General features: G+C 56.9%; 12 protein-coding genes. 3 read left to right on the forward strand and 9 right to left on the reverse strand.

The window, feature by feature from the left end; translation table 11 throughout:
* Positions 1 to 11 precede the first annotated feature (11 nt).
* Complete coding sequence (locus J8G15_RS10920; protein ID WP_210541950.1) at positions 12 to 1490, forward strand: deoxyribodipyrimidine photo-lyase; 1479 nt, start codon at positions 12 to 14, stop codon at positions 1488 to 1490.
* A 60-nt stretch (positions 1491 to 1550) separates the two neighbouring features.
* On the opposite strand, the gene J8G15_RS10925 is transcribed toward J8G15_RS10920, so the two are convergent.
* The 6 genes from J8G15_RS10925 to J8G15_RS10950 all read right to left on the reverse strand — a co-directional run bounded on the left by J8G15_RS10925 (position 1551) and on the right by J8G15_RS10950 (position 11175).
* Positions 1551 to 7334, reverse strand: a complete 5784-nt coding sequence (locus J8G15_RS10925; protein ID WP_210541951.1) for an Hpt domain-containing protein — start codon at positions 7332 to 7334, stop codon at positions 1551 to 1553.
* A 43-nt stretch (positions 7335 to 7377) separates the two neighbouring features.
* The gene (locus J8G15_RS10930; RefSeq protein WP_210541953.1) at positions 7378 to 9618 is read right to left on the reverse strand and encodes a methyl-accepting chemotaxis protein; all 2241 of its coding nucleotides are present in this window, start codon (positions 9616 to 9618) and stop codon (positions 7378 to 7380) included.
* Positions 9619 to 9639: 21 nt separating this feature from the next.
* On the reverse strand, positions 9640 to 10170 hold the full coding sequence (locus J8G15_RS10935; protein WP_210541955.1) for a chemotaxis protein CheW: 531 nt from the start codon (positions 10168 to 10170) through the stop codon (positions 9640 to 9642).
* A 14-nt stretch (positions 10171 to 10184) separates the two neighbouring features.
* Positions 10185 to 10550, reverse strand: a complete 366-nt coding sequence (locus J8G15_RS10940; RefSeq protein WP_210541958.1) for a PleD family two-component system response regulator — start codon at positions 10548 to 10550, stop codon at positions 10185 to 10187.
* Positions 10550 to 10942, reverse strand: a complete 393-nt coding sequence (locus tag J8G15_RS10945) for a PleD family two-component system response regulator (protein ID WP_210547551.1) — start codon at positions 10940 to 10942, stop codon at positions 10550 to 10552. The genes J8G15_RS10940 and J8G15_RS10945 overlap by 1 nt, the downstream gene beginning before the upstream one ends.
* A 68-nt stretch (positions 10943 to 11010) precedes the next feature.
* Positions 11011 to 11175 (reverse strand): rubredoxin, encoded by a 165-nt coding sequence (locus J8G15_RS10950; protein WP_210541959.1) that lies wholly within the window; start codon positions 11173 to 11175, stop codon positions 11011 to 11013.
* 126 nt (positions 11176 to 11301) lie between these two features.
* Here J8G15_RS10950 and J8G15_RS10955 point away from each other — a divergent pair, with 126 nt between their 5' ends.
* Complete coding sequence (locus tag J8G15_RS10955) at positions 11302 to 12234, forward strand: bifunctional hydroxymethylpyrimidine kinase/phosphomethylpyrimidine kinase (protein WP_210541960.1); 933 nt, start codon at positions 11302 to 11304, stop codon at positions 12232 to 12234.
* A complete protein-coding gene (gene hemL, locus J8G15_RS10960; protein WP_210541961.1) occupies positions 12218 to 13528 on the forward strand; it encodes a glutamate-1-semialdehyde 2,1-aminomutase in 1311 nt (436 codons plus the stop codon). Before J8G15_RS10955 ends, hemL begins: the two co-directional genes overlap by 17 nt.
* A 92-nt stretch (positions 13529 to 13620) precedes the next feature.
* Here hemL and purH read toward each other — a convergent pair whose 3' ends face one another.
* From purH to dusB, 3 genes are all read right to left on the reverse strand, one after another.
* Positions 13621 to 15219 (reverse strand): bifunctional phosphoribosylaminoimidazolecarboxamide formyltransferase/IMP cyclohydrolase, encoded by a 1599-nt coding sequence (purH, locus tag J8G15_RS10965; RefSeq protein WP_210541962.1) that lies wholly within the window; start codon positions 15217 to 15219, stop codon positions 13621 to 13623.
* Positions 15220 to 15291: 72 nt separating this feature from the next.
* Entirely contained in the window at positions 15292 to 15528 is a 237-nt protein-coding gene (locus J8G15_RS10970) for a helix-turn-helix domain-containing protein (protein ID WP_210541963.1), read from the reverse strand.
* Complete coding sequence (gene dusB / locus J8G15_RS10975) at positions 15525 to 16574, reverse strand: tRNA dihydrouridine synthase DusB (RefSeq protein ID WP_210541964.1); 1050 nt, start codon at positions 16572 to 16574, stop codon at positions 15525 to 15527. The genes J8G15_RS10970 and dusB overlap by 4 nt, the downstream gene beginning before the upstream one ends.
* Between the last annotated feature and the right edge of the window lie 136 nt (positions 16575 to 16710).

Consider the following 16710-nt stretch of genomic DNA (forward strand, 5'->3'; position numbering starts at 1 on the left):
TAACGGTGAACATGATCCAACAATTTGAGACCGGACTGATGTGGTTTCGACGCGATTTGCGCGTCGCGGACAACGCCGCCCTGCACATGGCCCTCAAGGCGTGTCGACAGCTTCATTGCGTTTTCGTGTTTGACCGGGACATTCTTGATGAGCTGCCACGCGCCGATCGTCGTGTCGAGTTCATTCGCGAGTCACTGTGTGAGTTAGACGCGGATCTGCGCCAATTGAGCGGAAAAAGTAATGCCGGCTTGATCATTCGGCACGCCAAATCCGTGGACGCTATCGCCCCGCTGGCCCAGGAACTCGGTGCCCAGGCGGTATTTGCGGCACACGACTATGAACCCCAATCCGACATTCGAGACGAGCAGGTACGTGCGGCATTGGCAAGCGCCGGCGTTGACTTTCAAACCTGCAAAGACCATGTGATCTTTGAGCGCCAGGAAATACTGACCCAAACCGGCACGCCCTATGGCGTATTCACGCCTTACAAAAATAAATGGCTGGCCACGCTGACAGAAACTCACTTGGGCAACCATGACTGCTCCGCCCTGGCATCCAAGCTGGCGTCGCGCCCAGCGGCATATTGCAACGACGTGCCTGCGCTTGCGAGGATTGGTTTCGAAGCAAGCAATCTGAGTACGCTGCGTTTGCCCACGGGCGCCTCGGGTGCCCGGCAGTTGTTCGAGGACTTTTTCGACCGGATGGATGAGTACCACGACACCCGCAACTTCCCCTCCAAAAAGGGGCCGAGCTATCTCAGCGTGCATTTGCGTTTTGGCACCGTTTCCATTCGCCAGCTCGTGGCGACGGCCCTGCAGCGTCAGATTCAAGGCAGTCAAGGTGCGGCCGTTTGGCTGAGTGAATTGGTATGGCGGGACTTTTATTTTCAAATTTTGGCAAACTTCCCCCATGTCGCCCAACGGGCGTACAAGTCAGAGTACGACGCCATCGTCTGGGAAAGCGGGCCTCGTGAAAAATCGTTGTTTGAAGCCTGGTGCCACGGAAAAACGGGTTATCCCCTGGTGGACGCAGCCATGGCGCAACTCAACCAAACAGGCTATATGCACAACCGCCTGCGAATGGTGGTTGGCAGTTTTCTCGTCAAAGACCTCGGCATTGACTGGCGTCAAGGCGAGGCCTATTTTGCCAAGCACTTGAATGACTTTGATTTGGCCGCCAATAACGGCGGGTGGCAATGGGTCAGCTCCAGCGGGTGCGACGCACAACCCTATTTCCGAATTTTCAACCCGATCAGTCAGAGTGAGAAGTTCGACCCGCAAGGGGATTTCATCCGCCGCTACCTGCCTCAATTGTCCTTATTGACCAACAAGGCCCTGCACGCCCCTTGGAAAACCAAACCGGATGAACTAAAGGCTGCTAAATTGACTTTGGGGGTGAACTACCCACACCCTGTGGTGGCCCATGATGAGGCCAGGTTACTCACCCTCAGTCGCTATGCCGTGGTCAAAAAATCGCTATCAAAGAAATAAAAAAGGGCCGTTCCCTGTCAAAGAACGGCCCAGAGGTTTGGTTGGGATTCAATCGCTTTTTCAGGCGTCAATCGTCGGGACGCAATAGGTGCGAACCAACTCAACCAATGTATCTTCCGAGTACGGCTTGCCCAGGTAATGATCCACGCCCAACTCACGCGCCAACTCACGATGCTTCTCGGCGATACGTGAGGTAATCATGATGACTGGCAGGTCATGCATCTTGGTGTCGCCGCGAATATTACGAACCAGGTCAAATCCGTCCATTCGAGGCATTTCAATGTCCGACAGCACCACTGAAGGAATCTCGTCTCGCAATCGCTCAAGCGCCTGCAATCCATCTGCTGCCAAAGCCACTCGGAAGCCCTCACGTTTCAACAACCTTTGCGTGACACGTCGAACAGTGATGGAGTCATCAACAACAAGAACCAATGGCGCTTGCCCTGGGCCATTTGACAGGGACGCAGATGCCGCCGCGCCTGACGATCCAGCGGCAGAGGCCTGCTCTTCGCCTTGGCGTTTGAACTCTTGCGCCTTTTTCCCATAAACCGACGCCAGCGCGACTGGGTTGTAAATCAACACGACGACACCTGAGGCCAACACAGACATGCCGGTCAGGCCGGGCAGGCGGGACAACTGAGGCCCCAAGTGTTTGACCACAACCTCTTGATTGCCCAGCACCTCGTCTACGTGCATGGCCAATCCTTGGCCTGCGCTTCGGAACACCACCACCGGCAACGTCTTCGTCCGCGCCTCCACACTGGCGGGCGATGATTGCAAAAGTGCACCGGCCCAGTAAAACGGGAGCATCTCACTACCAGATTCAAAAACGTGAGCTTGATAGGCTTGATCCACGCTATCTGCAGGCACACGACGCACCGTTTCAATCAAATTTGCAGGCACGCCGATCAATTTATCGCCCAATCGCAACATCACGACTTGGGTCACGGCTGTCGTCAAAGGCAGAACCAACTTGAATGTCGTCCCCTGCCCAGGCTTGGTGGTGGTTTCGATTCGTCCACCCAAGGCATTCACTTCGGCCCGAACGACATCCAGACCGATTCCTCGCCCCGCCAGCTCAGTCACTTGTGACGCCGTAGAAAACCCAGGGGTGAAGATAAAGTCGGCCAACTCAAGATCTGTCGGGGTTGCGCCCTCAGCGAGGTAACCTTCTGCTTGAGCTTTTTCCAGGATGCGATCCAGATTCAGCCCCGCACCGTCATCCTGAAACTCGACGGTGACGTCATTGCTTTGTTGCTGCAACTGAACCACGATGGTGCCTACAGCCGGTTTTCCTGCCTCAAGTCGCAACTCTGGTGACTCCACGCCGTGAACCACCGAGTTTCGCAACAGGTGTTCAAAGGCGGGCGCCATTCGATCCAGCACCCCGCGATCCATCTCCAAGGCGCCCCGGATGTCCAACTTGACTTGTTTACCTGTTTCTTTGGCTGCTTGCCGGACGACCCCGTACAAGCGATCTGAGATGCCGTCAAACTCCACCATGCGAGTGCGCAGCAAATCACGCTGCAACTCCCGGGCCTGACGTCGCTGAGCCACCAAGTCATCCTCGGTTCCCTCAACAGTGCGCTGCAAATTGCGGTGCACCGTTGCCACGTCATCCACTGACTCGGCCATCATCCGGGTCAGTTCCTGAACCCGTGTGAACCGATCAAACTCCAGCGGGTCAAAGCCTTGTGCCGAGTCTTTGGCTTGCGCCAGTCGAGACTGCATCTGCGATTCAGACTGCAGTTCAATGTCTCGCAACTGCCCCCTCAATCGATCCAGATTTCCCGTCAAATCGCCCAAGGATCCGCGCAGTTGCCCCAAGCGGACCTCCAAGCGGGAGCGCGTGATCATGACTTCCCCCGCCTGATTGACCAAACGATCCAGGAGCTGAGCGCGAACCCTCACACTCTGATTGGAGCCTTTGCGCGACGGAGCTATTTCCAATGCAGCAGCGGCCACCCTGGCACCCGTCGGAACCGAAGGTGCAACAGGCATGTCCCCAGGCTGCGTCACAGTCTCTGTCGTATCACTGCTCTCTGGCTCAGCGTCGGACGAGAGTGGCTCCCCGTCGTCCTGTGCGGACTCAGGATGAAGCAGTTCTTGCTCAGGTATCGCCCGAAGTTTTCCAAAGTTGGCTTGGATGGTGTCCAAACGTGCCATTAGTGGCTCAATTTGACTCTGATCCAATGAGTCTGAGCCCATGTGCTCAATCGCTGACTCCATGCGGTGGCTTAACTCCCCCATTTGCATGGCCCCTGCGAGACGGGCGCTGCCTTTCAGGGTGTGCAATACACGCAGCGCTTCGTTGCGAGCGCCTAGATTTCCAGGATGCGCGGCCCATTGGCGCAATGCGCCGCCCAACTGAGGCAGCAACTCAAGGGCCTCTTCCTCGAATATAGGGAGCAGATCGACGTCGAGTTGATCTGTAGCTTCAATGTCGCTGTCATCGTCGTCCAAGCGGTTATGGGCAAACAACTGCTCGACGGGCTTCGTGGCTAACGTCGCGGGGACAACAGCGGCCTCAATCTCGTCAGCCATGAATGAGTCCGTGTCGCCGTTCACGGACTCTTCCGCTCCCTGCAACTCGTCTAGCAATGGTTCGATCTCACCAGCGCCTTCGCCCCGGTTGTCAAGTGGGTTTGATTCAAGTTCGATCGGATCCTCGTCAACCGGTACTTCGACCGCACTCAATTCATCGTCAATCGTGGCGTAGCCAGAGGATGCGTCAATCTCAAGAACTTTTTTCAAGGCCTCGACCAAGCTTGGGTTGGGTTCTTTGAGAAAGCCAGCGGCGAACTGGTGCAGCAAACGTCGGATGTCTTCTGCTGACTCGACGAACAACTGCGCGTGTTCGGGTGTCCCTGCAATATGTAGGCGCACATGGTCCAGCGCGTGTTCTAGCACTCTGGAGATTTCTGACAGCGCGCCAAACCCAACAGTCGCGGAGCTACCGGCCAATGAATGTGTCAACGCCAAGGTCGACTCAGGCAGGGGTTTATGCAACTCCAGTGCCCACTCACTCAACTCTGTCAACAGCCGCCGGGACCATTCATCGGCTTCATTTAAATAGACGTTGTAGAGCGGAATGTCGATGCGCAAACCACCAATCACCTTGACCTGCTCTTCAAAGGCCAATTCTGGTTCTGGTTCTATCAAAGATTCCAATGGTGCACCACTGGTTGTAACGCTTTCTTCGTCAACCTCGGTGGCTGCCCGAACAGAGTCCACGCAGTCCTCTCGTTCGCCCTCAGGAACCAAAAGAACCGTTTCCGCATCGGGAAACTCTCCAAAGTCAAAATCGTCAAGATTCAAGGACTGGCTTTCGGCACCGTCACGGTCCGACTGCTCTTGGGCAACCAGATGGCCTTTGAAATCTAGCATCGACGTCGCTGCGTCAGCCAACTCGGTGGATGCAAAGTCGGGTTGACCCTCTTGCGAATCCTCGTCATTGGTTTTGAATGCTTCTGAAATATCTCCAGGCAGCAACATCTCAACTCGACGCCCCTCAAGGCGCATCGCATCGGCGGCCTCCCTGAAAACTCGCGCCTCCCAAGCGGCATCCTCGTCCACGGCGATATCTTCGATCCAGCGAGAAAACCCTTGCAAGGCATCGCCGCACAAATCGAGCATCGATGGACTCGCTGGCAACCGGTCGGCCAGCCAACTGTTTAGCAACTGCTCCATGGCCCAACCACCCTCGCCGAACTCGGTGAGACCGACCATGCGCGAGCTTCCCTTGAGGGTATGAAAAGCGCGTCGCAGCGTGGTCAGTTGGCCCAAATCATCAGGTTGGTCTGCCAATGCGTGTACAGCTTCCAGGCCGGTTTTGGCGACCTCCCGTGCCTCCTCCAGAAAGATCTCTTTGAGATCAATCTCTTCATCATCATTGTCGATCTCAGCTATTGACGACTCACGTGTCGGTGTCGGTGTCTGCACCTCTGGAGCAGGAATACTGATTGCCGCTGCTTGCACCGCAGTCTCTTCCACCGCGCCAGTCATATTCGCATCCGCGAGCCCCGTATCTTCCAACACGGCGGACATCTCAGGCGATGCGGTTGGCCCGACGTCGGGCTGCCGTTCACGGCCCATTACCGGTTTGAACTCCCCTGCCTCCTCGTCATAGACAAAAAGTTTCTTGGCGAGTTCGCGTTGATAACTCAACATATCAATCAGAAAGCCCAGCGCCCCCAAGCTATTCCCCAGCTTTTCAATCGCTGTATTTCTGTCAAATGATGCGTCGCCCCCATCGGCAAGAAATCTCTCTACCGTAGCTCTCATTCGCAGCGATGCGATCGCGGCCTGATCCAGTCCCAACACGGAAAAGACACCCCGCATTTGCGCCAATTGGCTGGGAACCTCATGAAGAGGCAGTGCGCTGGACGAATCGCGAAAATAAGCATCAAGCGACTTCTCAACATCAGACAGCGTGGTCCGCAATTCATCGACAACGCTTCCCATAATCTGTCGATCACTGACGCGCCGATAGAGCTCCTCCATCCACCCCTCAAGCGGTTCGGGGTCGCCGCCAGCATTGACGTGCACGAGTCGCCGCGCAAGGCCGGCACTTCGTGCCGGCATGTTCGAATCGGTCGGATCCATGTCCTCATAAGCGGCCTCAAGGAACAAAATTGCTGTGGCCACCTCCATCGCCAATGCAGGCGGAGGCGCCTCTGAGGAACGAGTCGTCGTCTCAACTGCCGCTGTCAATGCCTGGGCCAAGGCGCTGCTTTCTGGATGCAACTTAACCACAGAGTCAGCCACGAGGGCAAATTGGTCAGTTGCCGCCTTCAAGCGATTCGTCTCACCACCTGCCAATGCCGACCAAGTCTCCGTCGCAGACGCGATTCGCCGGCGAGCTTGCACCAGCATTGCAGGATCAAACCGCCCGAACTGCGGTTTGTCGTAGCTAAATGGAAGTGCCCCGGTCAGACCATACGCCCGACGCACAGCTGCAAGTACGGGGGTGTCCTCGTCGTTGACGGGGACCGCTTGCGCGCAAAAGAAAAGCAAATCTTGAGCAAGCCGGATCGACAGATCAGCGTCACCTTTGATCAAGGTCCGATATTGAAGGAAGATCCGTGACGCAACACGTTTGGCATAGACGTCTGAGGGGCACAATCCTTTGGCAACTGCCTCGAAATATGCTGCGCAGATTTTCCAGAACACCCGTGGCTCAAGCGCCGACTGATTGGCGGCGAATCCAAGGGAAACATCCCGCATGGCCTTGGAGGTCGAAACATTGCCCGTTTTAACGACATTGAGAACATAGCCCTCAATTCGGCTACGCGAGACCGCGTCATAGCCCTGTGCGGGCGGGCAATTCTGAATATCGACGTCAACCCATCGCCAGTCATGTGGCCAAAGATCCGCAGGGTGAATTCGCTCCTCACCCAACAATTCCTGCAGGTCCCGGTATTGTGGAAACAAGGCCACTGACGAGGCCTGCTTGCCTTTAAGAACACCTTCAAGGTATTCAATCAATGCGAAACTGGCGCGCTCCACTTTGTTCGTCGCCTCATCACTGCATTGCTCTGGTCGTTGCACAAAGCGCTGCGCCAGTGCTTCCATGGCGCGCAGAACCTTGGCAGGCGCTGGCATTCCCACCATCTCAAGCGCGCCGACGGCTTGGTGCAATTGTTGGCGGGCAATGCGCAGCTGACTGGCATCCAGCGCGGCTAAATCCGATCCCCGCGACAGGGCTGCGTCACGGACAAATCGGCGCAACGCTTTCGTGGCGCCGTCCAAAGACTTTCGCAACTCATCAAGCACCCAGGCCAACGGACCTAAATCAGGGGCGTTGGATTGATTTTCGCCAGTCGAGGCAACGTTTACTTGCATGGGGTCGTGCACTCCTGGAAACAAAGACGACAGTCGGTGAGGGTCAGGCAATTTTGAATCGAGCAACCGATTGACGCAGCTCCTCAGCCATCTTTGACAACTCGCGAACCTGAGCCGCGGTGGAACGTGTTCCCTCCCCGGTTTGCTCAGTCACAGCAAAAATATGTTGAATGTTGTCCGCCACCACATTGGCCAAACTGGCCTCGCGTGAGGTTGATGTTGAAATATTCTCAATCAAGTCAGCCAGTTTGCGAGACACGAGGTCAACCTCGGTCAGCGCTGTACCGGCGTTGTCGGACAGCTTGGCTCCTTCAACCACACCCTGTGTAGAGCGCTCCATGGCGCCCACAGCATCCTGGGTGTCAGTCTGAATCGCCTTCACCAAGGCTGAAATCTGACGCGTCGCATCCGCTGAGCGCTCGGCCAAACGCTGCACCTCTTCAGCAACCACCGAGAAGCCTCGCCCCGCTTCGCCAGCGGACGCCGCCTGAATGGCCGCATTCAACGCCAAGACGTTGGTTTGCTCGGTGATATCGGAAATCAGCTCTGTGATCTCTCCAATCTCCTGAGACGACTCGCCCAGTCGCTTGATGCGTTTGGACGTTTCCTGAATCTGGTCGCGAATGGCGTTCATACCACCGATCGCATGCTGCACCGCCTGCAAGCCAACCTCTGCGGCCTGAAGCGACTGACGCGCCACCGAAGCCGACTCTTGCGCTTGGGCTGACACATCGTTAATTCGCGACGCCATGTCCACAACAGAGCGGCCTGTTTCCCGAATTTCGTGAAGTTGTTCATTGGATGCGGCCAACAACTCAGTTGAAGTCGTGTCGACATCAGCCGTCGTCTGCGCCACTCGTGCAGCCGTTTTTTGTACGTTTCCAACAAGCGAGCGCAACTCTTCGACCGTATAGTTCACCGAGTCGGCAATGGCGCCGGTGATGTCCTCCGTCACCGTGGCTTCTTGTGTCAGATCACCCTCAGCAACCGTTTGCAGCTCATTCATCAGACGCAAAATAGCGGCCTGGTTGGCATCATTAACCCGTTTACCCTCTTGTTGCTGGTTCTCCGCGCGAACTCGTTGCACCTCCGCACCCTGCTGACGTTTGCGGCTATCGAGCAGCTGCACATAGGACAGACCACCCGCACAAAGCAAAGCCAACAACGCCGAGCCAATCAATGTAGACAGCGGCGCCACGCCAAGTCCCGCTTGCGAGGACAACTTGCCCTGCAATGTCTCTAGGTTCTGACGCAAAGGTTCACTGTCAGCCAAAATGGCAACCTGCGCCTCACGTGCTGAGACCAAACCCTGGAGGTTGCCCAAGATAGCGCCTGCTTGTGTTCGCGTTTCGTCAAACAACTTGATTAGCGCTTCCAGTTGCTCACGCGTCTGTGGATTTTTTGCGGCCGATAAACGAAGTTCTGGACTGCCATCCAGTAGGCCAACTGATATTTCCTTGAAGGAGTTCAGATCTTTACCCAAAAGAAAAACAGCCTCTGGACTCACACCATCCGCTGTCAAAAATTCATTGGACGATTTGCCGACACGTTGTGTCAACATAACAAGCTGACCCGCAGCGGAGATTTCGGCAGGCGGCGCATTTTGCTGCAACTTGAGAGAGGACACTGTTTCAGCAATCTCGAGCAGGTCAGACGATTGACGATTGATCAATCGAAGAGCAGCGCCGACTTGCGTCAAAATCTTTTGCTGAGACATCACAGTTGCGGCATTTTTTTCGGCGCGCTCCATCAGTGGAGCAATTTTCCCCAGGTCGCCCGCAAAGTCGGCGCTGAGGGCGGCCAGACCCATTTTCTCGTCGCCTCCCTGCAATCCGCGAACTGATTTCACCAACACCCCAGAGCTTTCCGCCACGTCCGGGAAAGCTTGTGAGCCGCCGACCAAGGCTTGAGACACCGATTTCGCCAACCGCTGAGACTGCATCAAGGAGTTGCCGGTGGCTTCAATTTGCTGCGCCACACGATCGCCCTGACTCAAGGCCAGCAACGTCACTCCGGCCAGCAGCACCAAGCTCACGCCAAGCAGAATAGACAGCACTCGCTGATGCTGCAGCACCGTTTTCTTGCCGAGCAAGGGCAAAGCGACCAGATCACTTTCCGCCTCGGACTCCCGAGCGCCGGCAGGCAGACCGGCGTAACCGGTCATTTTCCCCATAGGCATTGCGCCCATGGCACCATCCGGCATTCCCAGACTCATCCTTGAATCCTCCTCCAATTCGGGCGCTTTTTTTCCAAAAACTGCTTTCAACTGATCAACAACGGACATATCAAAACCTTAGGTTGGAACTTAAGCGCTAATGCTGAGGAATTCGGGAAACTGCGACAGGGTCTGCAGGTTAATTTCCTGCCAGGACACTCCATCGAGATCGACAAACTGATTGCCAAAGTAGGCGGGCGCGCCCTCAGGCGGCGGCCGCGCTGAAGCGAACGCATCTCTTTTACGCAAACCAGCCAAGCCGCCGACCAACAGCGAGCAGTTGATATCGAGCGCAGAATTAAAGGTAACAACGCTGGGGTCTGACTGCGAAAGGTCAGCGCCGCCAAAATTCGACGAGTCGCCCATGAAACTTGCCAAATCAACGACGCCACACAATGAGCCTCGCAGATTGGCAACACCCTTGAACCAGGCCTGTGCGTAGGGGACTGCCTGAATGTAGCTAACCGGAAAAATCTCTCCTGATTGCGACAATGGAAAAAGACAATGCCGATCACCCACCGTCACTGCCAACCAGGACGCCGACACCTCTTCGGTCCGCGCGGCCTTCAGTCGACTGGCCAGTCGGGTCTGGAGTTCTCGCAGTGCTTCGCGATTCGCCATCTCGAATGCCGGGCTTAGCCCAGTGCCTTGATTTTTGTCATCAACTCGGCGGCATCCACCGGCTTGGTGATGTAGTCCTTGGCGCCCTGGCGCATACCCCAGACACGATCAGTCTCCAAATTCTTGCTCGTGCAAATGATGATGGGAATGTCCGTGTACTCCGGGTTTCTATTGATTGATCGGGTCAACTGAAATCCGTTCTGTCCCGGCATCACGATATCCATCAGAATCAGATCCGGCTTCTGCTCTGTCAAGCGACGAAGCGCTTCGTCCGCGCCTTGTGCTGTCCGAACGGACATTCCGTTTTTCTGCAATAAATTGGTCAAATACATCAACTCGGTTTTCGAGTCGTCCACGACCAGTACATTTTGAATCGCCATTAACTTATTCCTTGCATTGCACGACCAAATTCCTGCACCGCATGCAGCAGTTGGTCTTTGGTAAACGGTTTTGTCAGATAGTCCTGCGCTCCGACCATTCGCCCTCGTGCTTTGTCAAAAACGCCATCCTTGGATGACAACATCACGATGGGAACATCTGCGAATTTAGCATTGCGTTTGATGATCGCGCAGGCTTGATACCCATCCAAACGGGGCATCAAAATATCGCAGAAAATTAAGTCGGGCTGGCAATCATTGACCTTGGCAAGCGCATCAAAGCCATCCTCAGCAAGAATGACCTCATGACCGCCCTGCTTCAGGAAGATTTCTGCACTGCGTCGAATGGTATTGCTGTCGTCGATGACCAGCACTTTAAAAGTCGTTATGGGCATGGTCACAAGCTAAAACTCCTGAACAAGCAATTGGGAACAATGAATATCGGCTGTCGAGACAGAAGGTCTCAGATGGCCACCATCTCGAAATCTTCTTTGCGGGCGCCACACTCAGGGCAAGTCCAGTTCACAGGGACGTCACGCCAAGCTGTTCCCGGGGCAACGCCGTGCTCAGGATCTCCTGTCGCCTCATCATAAATCCAACCACAAATCAGGCACATCCAAGTTTTCATCTCTGTCACAGCGTAAAAGGCCTTCCAATTAGAATGTATGCACCGATGCAGGTCCACATGTTTTATCAATGTGCCGCGCTAAACGGCCAGCGACATTCTGCCTTAAGAAACACCAGGGCCACCCCCATGGAATCCCCCATAGCTCCCTCACCCAATGACGAATCGCCAGAAAGCGCGCAACCAGCTTGCGTGTTGGTCTTCAATGCCAGCGACCCCAGTGGCGCAGGGGGTCTTTCAGCGGACATCACCGCCATGGCCTCCGTCGGAGCACATGCTGTCCCGGTTGTAACAGGTGCTTACACCCGCGACACGGCTGACATCTTCGGTCATTTTGCGTTTGACGACGAGGCGGTCGCCGAACAAGCCAGGGCAGTACTGGAGGATGTGTCTGTTCAGTTGATTAAAGTCGGTTTTGTTGGCACACCCGAGAACCTGGGGGTGATTGCTGGTATTTCTGCCGATTACGCCGATGTTCCAGTGATCGCCTACATGCCCAATCTGGCTTGGTGGGACGAGGTACAAATTGACATCTACCTGGACGCGTTCAAAGAATTGATATTGCCGCAAACCTCGGTGTTGGTCGGCAACCACAGCACTCTCTGGCGCTGGTTGTTGCCAGACTGGAGCATGGAGCGTCCGCCCGGCGCGCGTGACATTGCCAGAGCAGCAGAAGAGTTGGGCGTGCCCTACACCTTCGTTACCGGCATTCCACTGCCAGACCAATTCATCGACAACGTTTTGACCTCGGCCCAAGCCGTCATGGCCAGCGAAAAGTTTGAGCGATTCGAGGCTGTTTTTTCCGGGGCCGGAGACACGCTGTCCGCAGCTTTTTCTGCGCTGATTGCCAGTGGATGCGACATGACCGAAGCCTTCAGTGAAGCCTTGAGTTATCTGGACCACAGTCTGGAAGCCGGGTTTCGCCCTGGCATGGGCCATATCGTGCCGGATCGACTTTTCTGGGCGCAACCCGAAGACGACGAAGATACAGAACGCGTCGAAGGTGATCCTGCCACCTCTATTTCATTTTTGGACCACACCCCCAATGACACCAAGCACTGATCTCAACCTCGCCTTGTTCGAACGCGCCAAGCGCGTGATCCCAGGCGGCGTCAACTCCCCCGTTCGCGCCTTCAAGGCCGTGGGCGGCACACCCCGCTTCATCAAGCGCGCTCAAGGCGCCTACTTCTGGGATGCGAACGACCAGCGCTACATCGACTACATCGGCTCGTGGGGCCCAATGATTTTGGGCCATGGCCATCCAGCAGTGGTGGAAGCGGTTCAATCCGCCGTGCTCGAAGGCTTCTCCTTTGGAGCGCCCACGGAGCGGGAAGTTGAGTTGGCCGAGGAAATTTTGAAAATCATTCCCTCCATGGACATGGTGCGCTTGGTCAGCTCAGGCACCGAAGCCGCCATGAGCGCCATTCGCCTGGCCCGTGGCGCCACCGGGCGCAGCAAGTTGATCAAGTTCGAAGGCTGCTACCACGGCCATGCCGACGCCTTGCTGGTGAAAGCCGGCTCGGGTCTGGCGACCTTTGGCAACGCCACCAGCGCCGGCGTGCCGGCCGAGGTGGTTCAGCACACCATCGTGCTGGAATACAACAACATTGAGCAGCTGGAAGAGGCCTTTGTGCTGCATGGCCGCGAATTGGCCTGTTTGATGATTGAGCCGATTGCCGGCAACATGAACTTTGTGCGCGCCTCGGTGCCCTTCATGAAGCGTTGCCGCGAGTTGTGCACCGACTATGGCGCCTTGCTGGTGTTTGACGAGGTCATGGTCGGCTTCCGAGTGGCCCTGGGCGGCGCCCAAAGCGTCTACGCCAAGCTCATCCCCGGCTTTGAGCCCGACATGACGGTCATGGGCAAGGTGATTGGCGGCGGTATGCCGTTGGCAGCGTTTGGTGCCAAGCGGGACGTGATGGAGCAGATGGCCCCTCTGGGCAAGGTCTACCAGGCCGGCACATTGAGTGGCAACCCGGTGGCCACCGCGTGTGGTTTGGCCACCTTGCGTGAGATCCAGAAGCCCGGTTTTTACGAGTGTCTGGCCGCGAAAACACAGACCCTGACCCGCGGCCTGCAAGCCGCCGCAGACGCACAAGGTGTTCCCTTTTGCACCGACAGCGAAGGCGGCATGTTCGGCTTCTTCCTGTTTAACACCTTGCCGCAGAACTACGCCACGGTCATGACCACCGACAACGCCCGGTTCAACACCCTGTTTCATGGCCTGCTGGACCGCGGCGTCTACATCGCGCCCGCCTTGTACGAAGCGGGCTTTGTGAGCGGCGCACACACCGACGAGGACATCGTTGCCAGCATTTCAGCTGCCGGCGAGGTCTTCAAACTGCTCTCAAAATAAGAGCTATCTACGCTGACCTATAAAGGGCTAGAGCCCTATTTTCTGTAAAAAAATCGGCCTGGGCCGCTTTTTTCATGGGTGCATGCTTTCGCTCAATGGCGGAAATGGCGCACGCCGCTGAACACCATGGCCACGCCGCGCTCGTCGGCGGCGTCAATCACCTCTTGGTCACGCATCGAGCCGCCGGGCTGGATGACGCAGGTTGCACCGGCGTCCACCACCACATCCAGGCCATCGCGGAACGGGAAGAAGGCGTCGCTGGCCACCACCGTGCCGGCGAGTGACAGGTTGGCGTGCTGGGCCTTGATGCTGGCTATGCGGGCCGAGTCCAGACGACTCATCTGACCAGCACCGACCCCCATCGTCATGCCATTGGCACAAAACACGATGGCGTTGCTCTTGACGTACTTGGCCACACTCCAGGCGAACAGCAGGTCTTGCAGCTGCTCGGGCGTGGGCTGCTTCTTGGTCACGACCTTCAGGTCAGCCAGAGTCAGTTCGTGGTTGTCGGAGGTCTGCATCAGCATGCCGGACCCGATGCGTTTGACATCCATCGCATTGCGCCCCTGCGCCCAGGCGCTGTCGCCACCAACTGGCAGACTGATCTTGAGGATGCGCACATTGACTTTGGATTTGAAGACCTCCAACGCCTCAGGCGTGAAGTCAGGGGCCATCAACACCTCGACAAACTGCTTGGAGACTTGCTGCGCCGCCTGCTCATCCAGCGGGCGATTGAAAGCGATGATGCCGCCAAACGCCGAGGTGGGGTCGGTCTGGAAAGCCTTGCTGTAGGCATTCAACGGGTCGGTGCCCACGGCCACGCCGCAGGGGTTGGCGTGCTTGACGATCACGCAAGCGGTTTCGCTGAAGCTTTTGACACATTCCCAAGCCGCATCGGCATCGGCCAGGTTGTTGTAGCTCAGCTCTTTGCCTTGCAACTGCACGGCCGTGACCAACGAACCGGGCGCAGGAAACAGGTCGCGGTACAGAGCGGCTTGTTGGTGTGAGTTTTCGCCGTAGCGAAGGTCTTGCAACTTGACGAAGCGGCCATTGGCCTGACCTGGGAACAGGTCCAACTGGGGCGCGGCGTCGCCAGCGGGCACGTCATCCCCAATTTGCACGGCCGACAAATAGTCGCTGATGGCGCCGTCGTACTGGCTGATGCGGTTGAAAGCGGCCACACTCAAGGCAAACTTGGTCTTGTCGCTGACTTTGCCTGCGGCCTTGAGTTCGGCAATCACCGTGGCGTACTGCGACGCATCGGTCAGCACGGCCACGTCTTTCCAGTTCTTGGCGGCACTGCGCACCATGGCGGGGCCGCCAATGTCGATGTTCTCGATCGCGTCCTCCAGCGTGCAGCCGGGCTTGGCGACAGTGGACTCAAACGGGTAGAGGTTCACCACCAGCACGTCGATGGTGTCAATGTTGTGCTCAGCCAGCGCAGCCATGTGGGCTGGAAAATCCCGGCGCGCCAGCAGGCCGCCATGCACGCGGGGGTGCAGCGTCTTCACACGGCCGTCCAGCATCTCCGGAAAACCCGTCATCTCGGCCACTTCGGTCACGGGCAAGCCGTTGTCGGCCAGCAATTTGGCGGTGCCGCCGGTGGACAGGAGCTTGATGCCCTGGGCGTGCAAGGCCTGCGCCAGTTCAAGGATGCCGGTTTTATCGGAAACGGAGAGGAGTGCGTTCATGGGTAGTCAAAGTTGAAGTCAAAAAATCGGGTGCCTACCGCTGCGCGGTGTGACGCAAGGGTCAAGGCGAAATCAGGTGATGAGCTTGTGCTCCAGCAGCTTCTTGCGCAGGGTGTTGCGGTTCAGCCCCAGCCACTGCGCGGCCTTGGATTGGTTGTTGTCCGCGTGGCGCATGACGATTTCCAGCAACGGCTTCTCCACCACGTTCACGACCATGTTGTACATGCCGTCCGGCTCGCTCTCGCCCAGGTCCCTCAGGTAGCCTTCCAAGCTGTGGCGCACTGTCTCCTCAATGTGCATATTGCTCATACTTTCTCCATTTGTTTTTCTTGCCTGTCTCTCAAATTCACGTCCAAAACGGCTGGCATTCGGTCCATCCGCGTGTTCAAGTCGTCAAAAAAATCGGCCACGGCCCGGGATTGCAGCTCGCAATCCTCAATCAGATTCATGCCCGCCCGAAAGGCATCACCTCCCGGCAGCGCTTTCACATACCAGCCGATGTGCTTTCGTGCAGTGCGTACCCCTGCGTACTCGCCATACAGCGAGTAGTGGTCCAGCAGGTGCTCCAACAGCAGGTGTTTGACCTCCGCCACCAAGGGCGGTGCGAGATGCGTGCCGGTGGCCATGAAATGGGTGATCTCCCTAAATATCCAGGGTCGCCCTTGGGCTGCGCGGCCAATCATCACCGCATCCGCACCCGTCGCAGCCAACACCTCGCGGGCCTTCTCTGGCGAATCGATGTCGCCATTGGCCACCACTGGCACACGCACCGCGGCCTTGACGGCGGCGATGGTGTCGTACTCGGCCTGGCCCTTGTAACCCTGCTCGCGGGTGCGGCCATGCACGGTGATCATTTGCACGCCGGCTTGCTCAGCCGCCAGTGCAATCGCCAAAGCATTTTTTTCGGTCTGGCACCAACCCGTGCGCATCTTCAGCGTCACCGGCACGTTGCGCGGCGCACAGGCCGCCACGACGGCTTCAATGATGGACAAAGCCAGCGCCTCGTCCTGCATCAGCGCAGAGCCTGCCCACTTGTTGCAGACTTTCTTGGCCGGGCAGCCCATGTTGATGTCGATGATTTGGGCGCCGCCGTCGATGTTGTAGGCGGCAGCGTCGGCCATCATTTGCGGCTCAGTACCGGCAATCTGCACGGCAATCGGGCCGGGCTCACCCTCATGGTTGGCACGGCGCGAGGTTTTCAGGGTGTCCCATAAATCCGGGCGACTGGTCACCATCTCGCTCACCGCGTAGCCCGCGCCCAGTCGCTTGCACAACTGGCGAAACGGCCGATCTGTCACCCCTGCCATGGGGGCAGCAAAATACGGGTTGGCAAGCGAATAAGGACCGATGTTCATTGAACCAATGGCAAAAGGAGCGGCCACTGCAGCGCCCAAAAGGGGCGGTGGCAGGGGTGGAAAAGTCGGGGAGGGACCGATTCTAACTGCTTAATATTTCAGCAGTTGAAACTTATTTCAATCGATACACTGGGAC

Source organism: Rhodoferax sp. PAMC 29310, assembly GCF_017948265.1.
In the GTDB taxonomy this organism is placed as follows: domain Bacteria; phylum Pseudomonadota; class Gammaproteobacteria; order Burkholderiales; family Burkholderiaceae_C; genus Rhodoferax.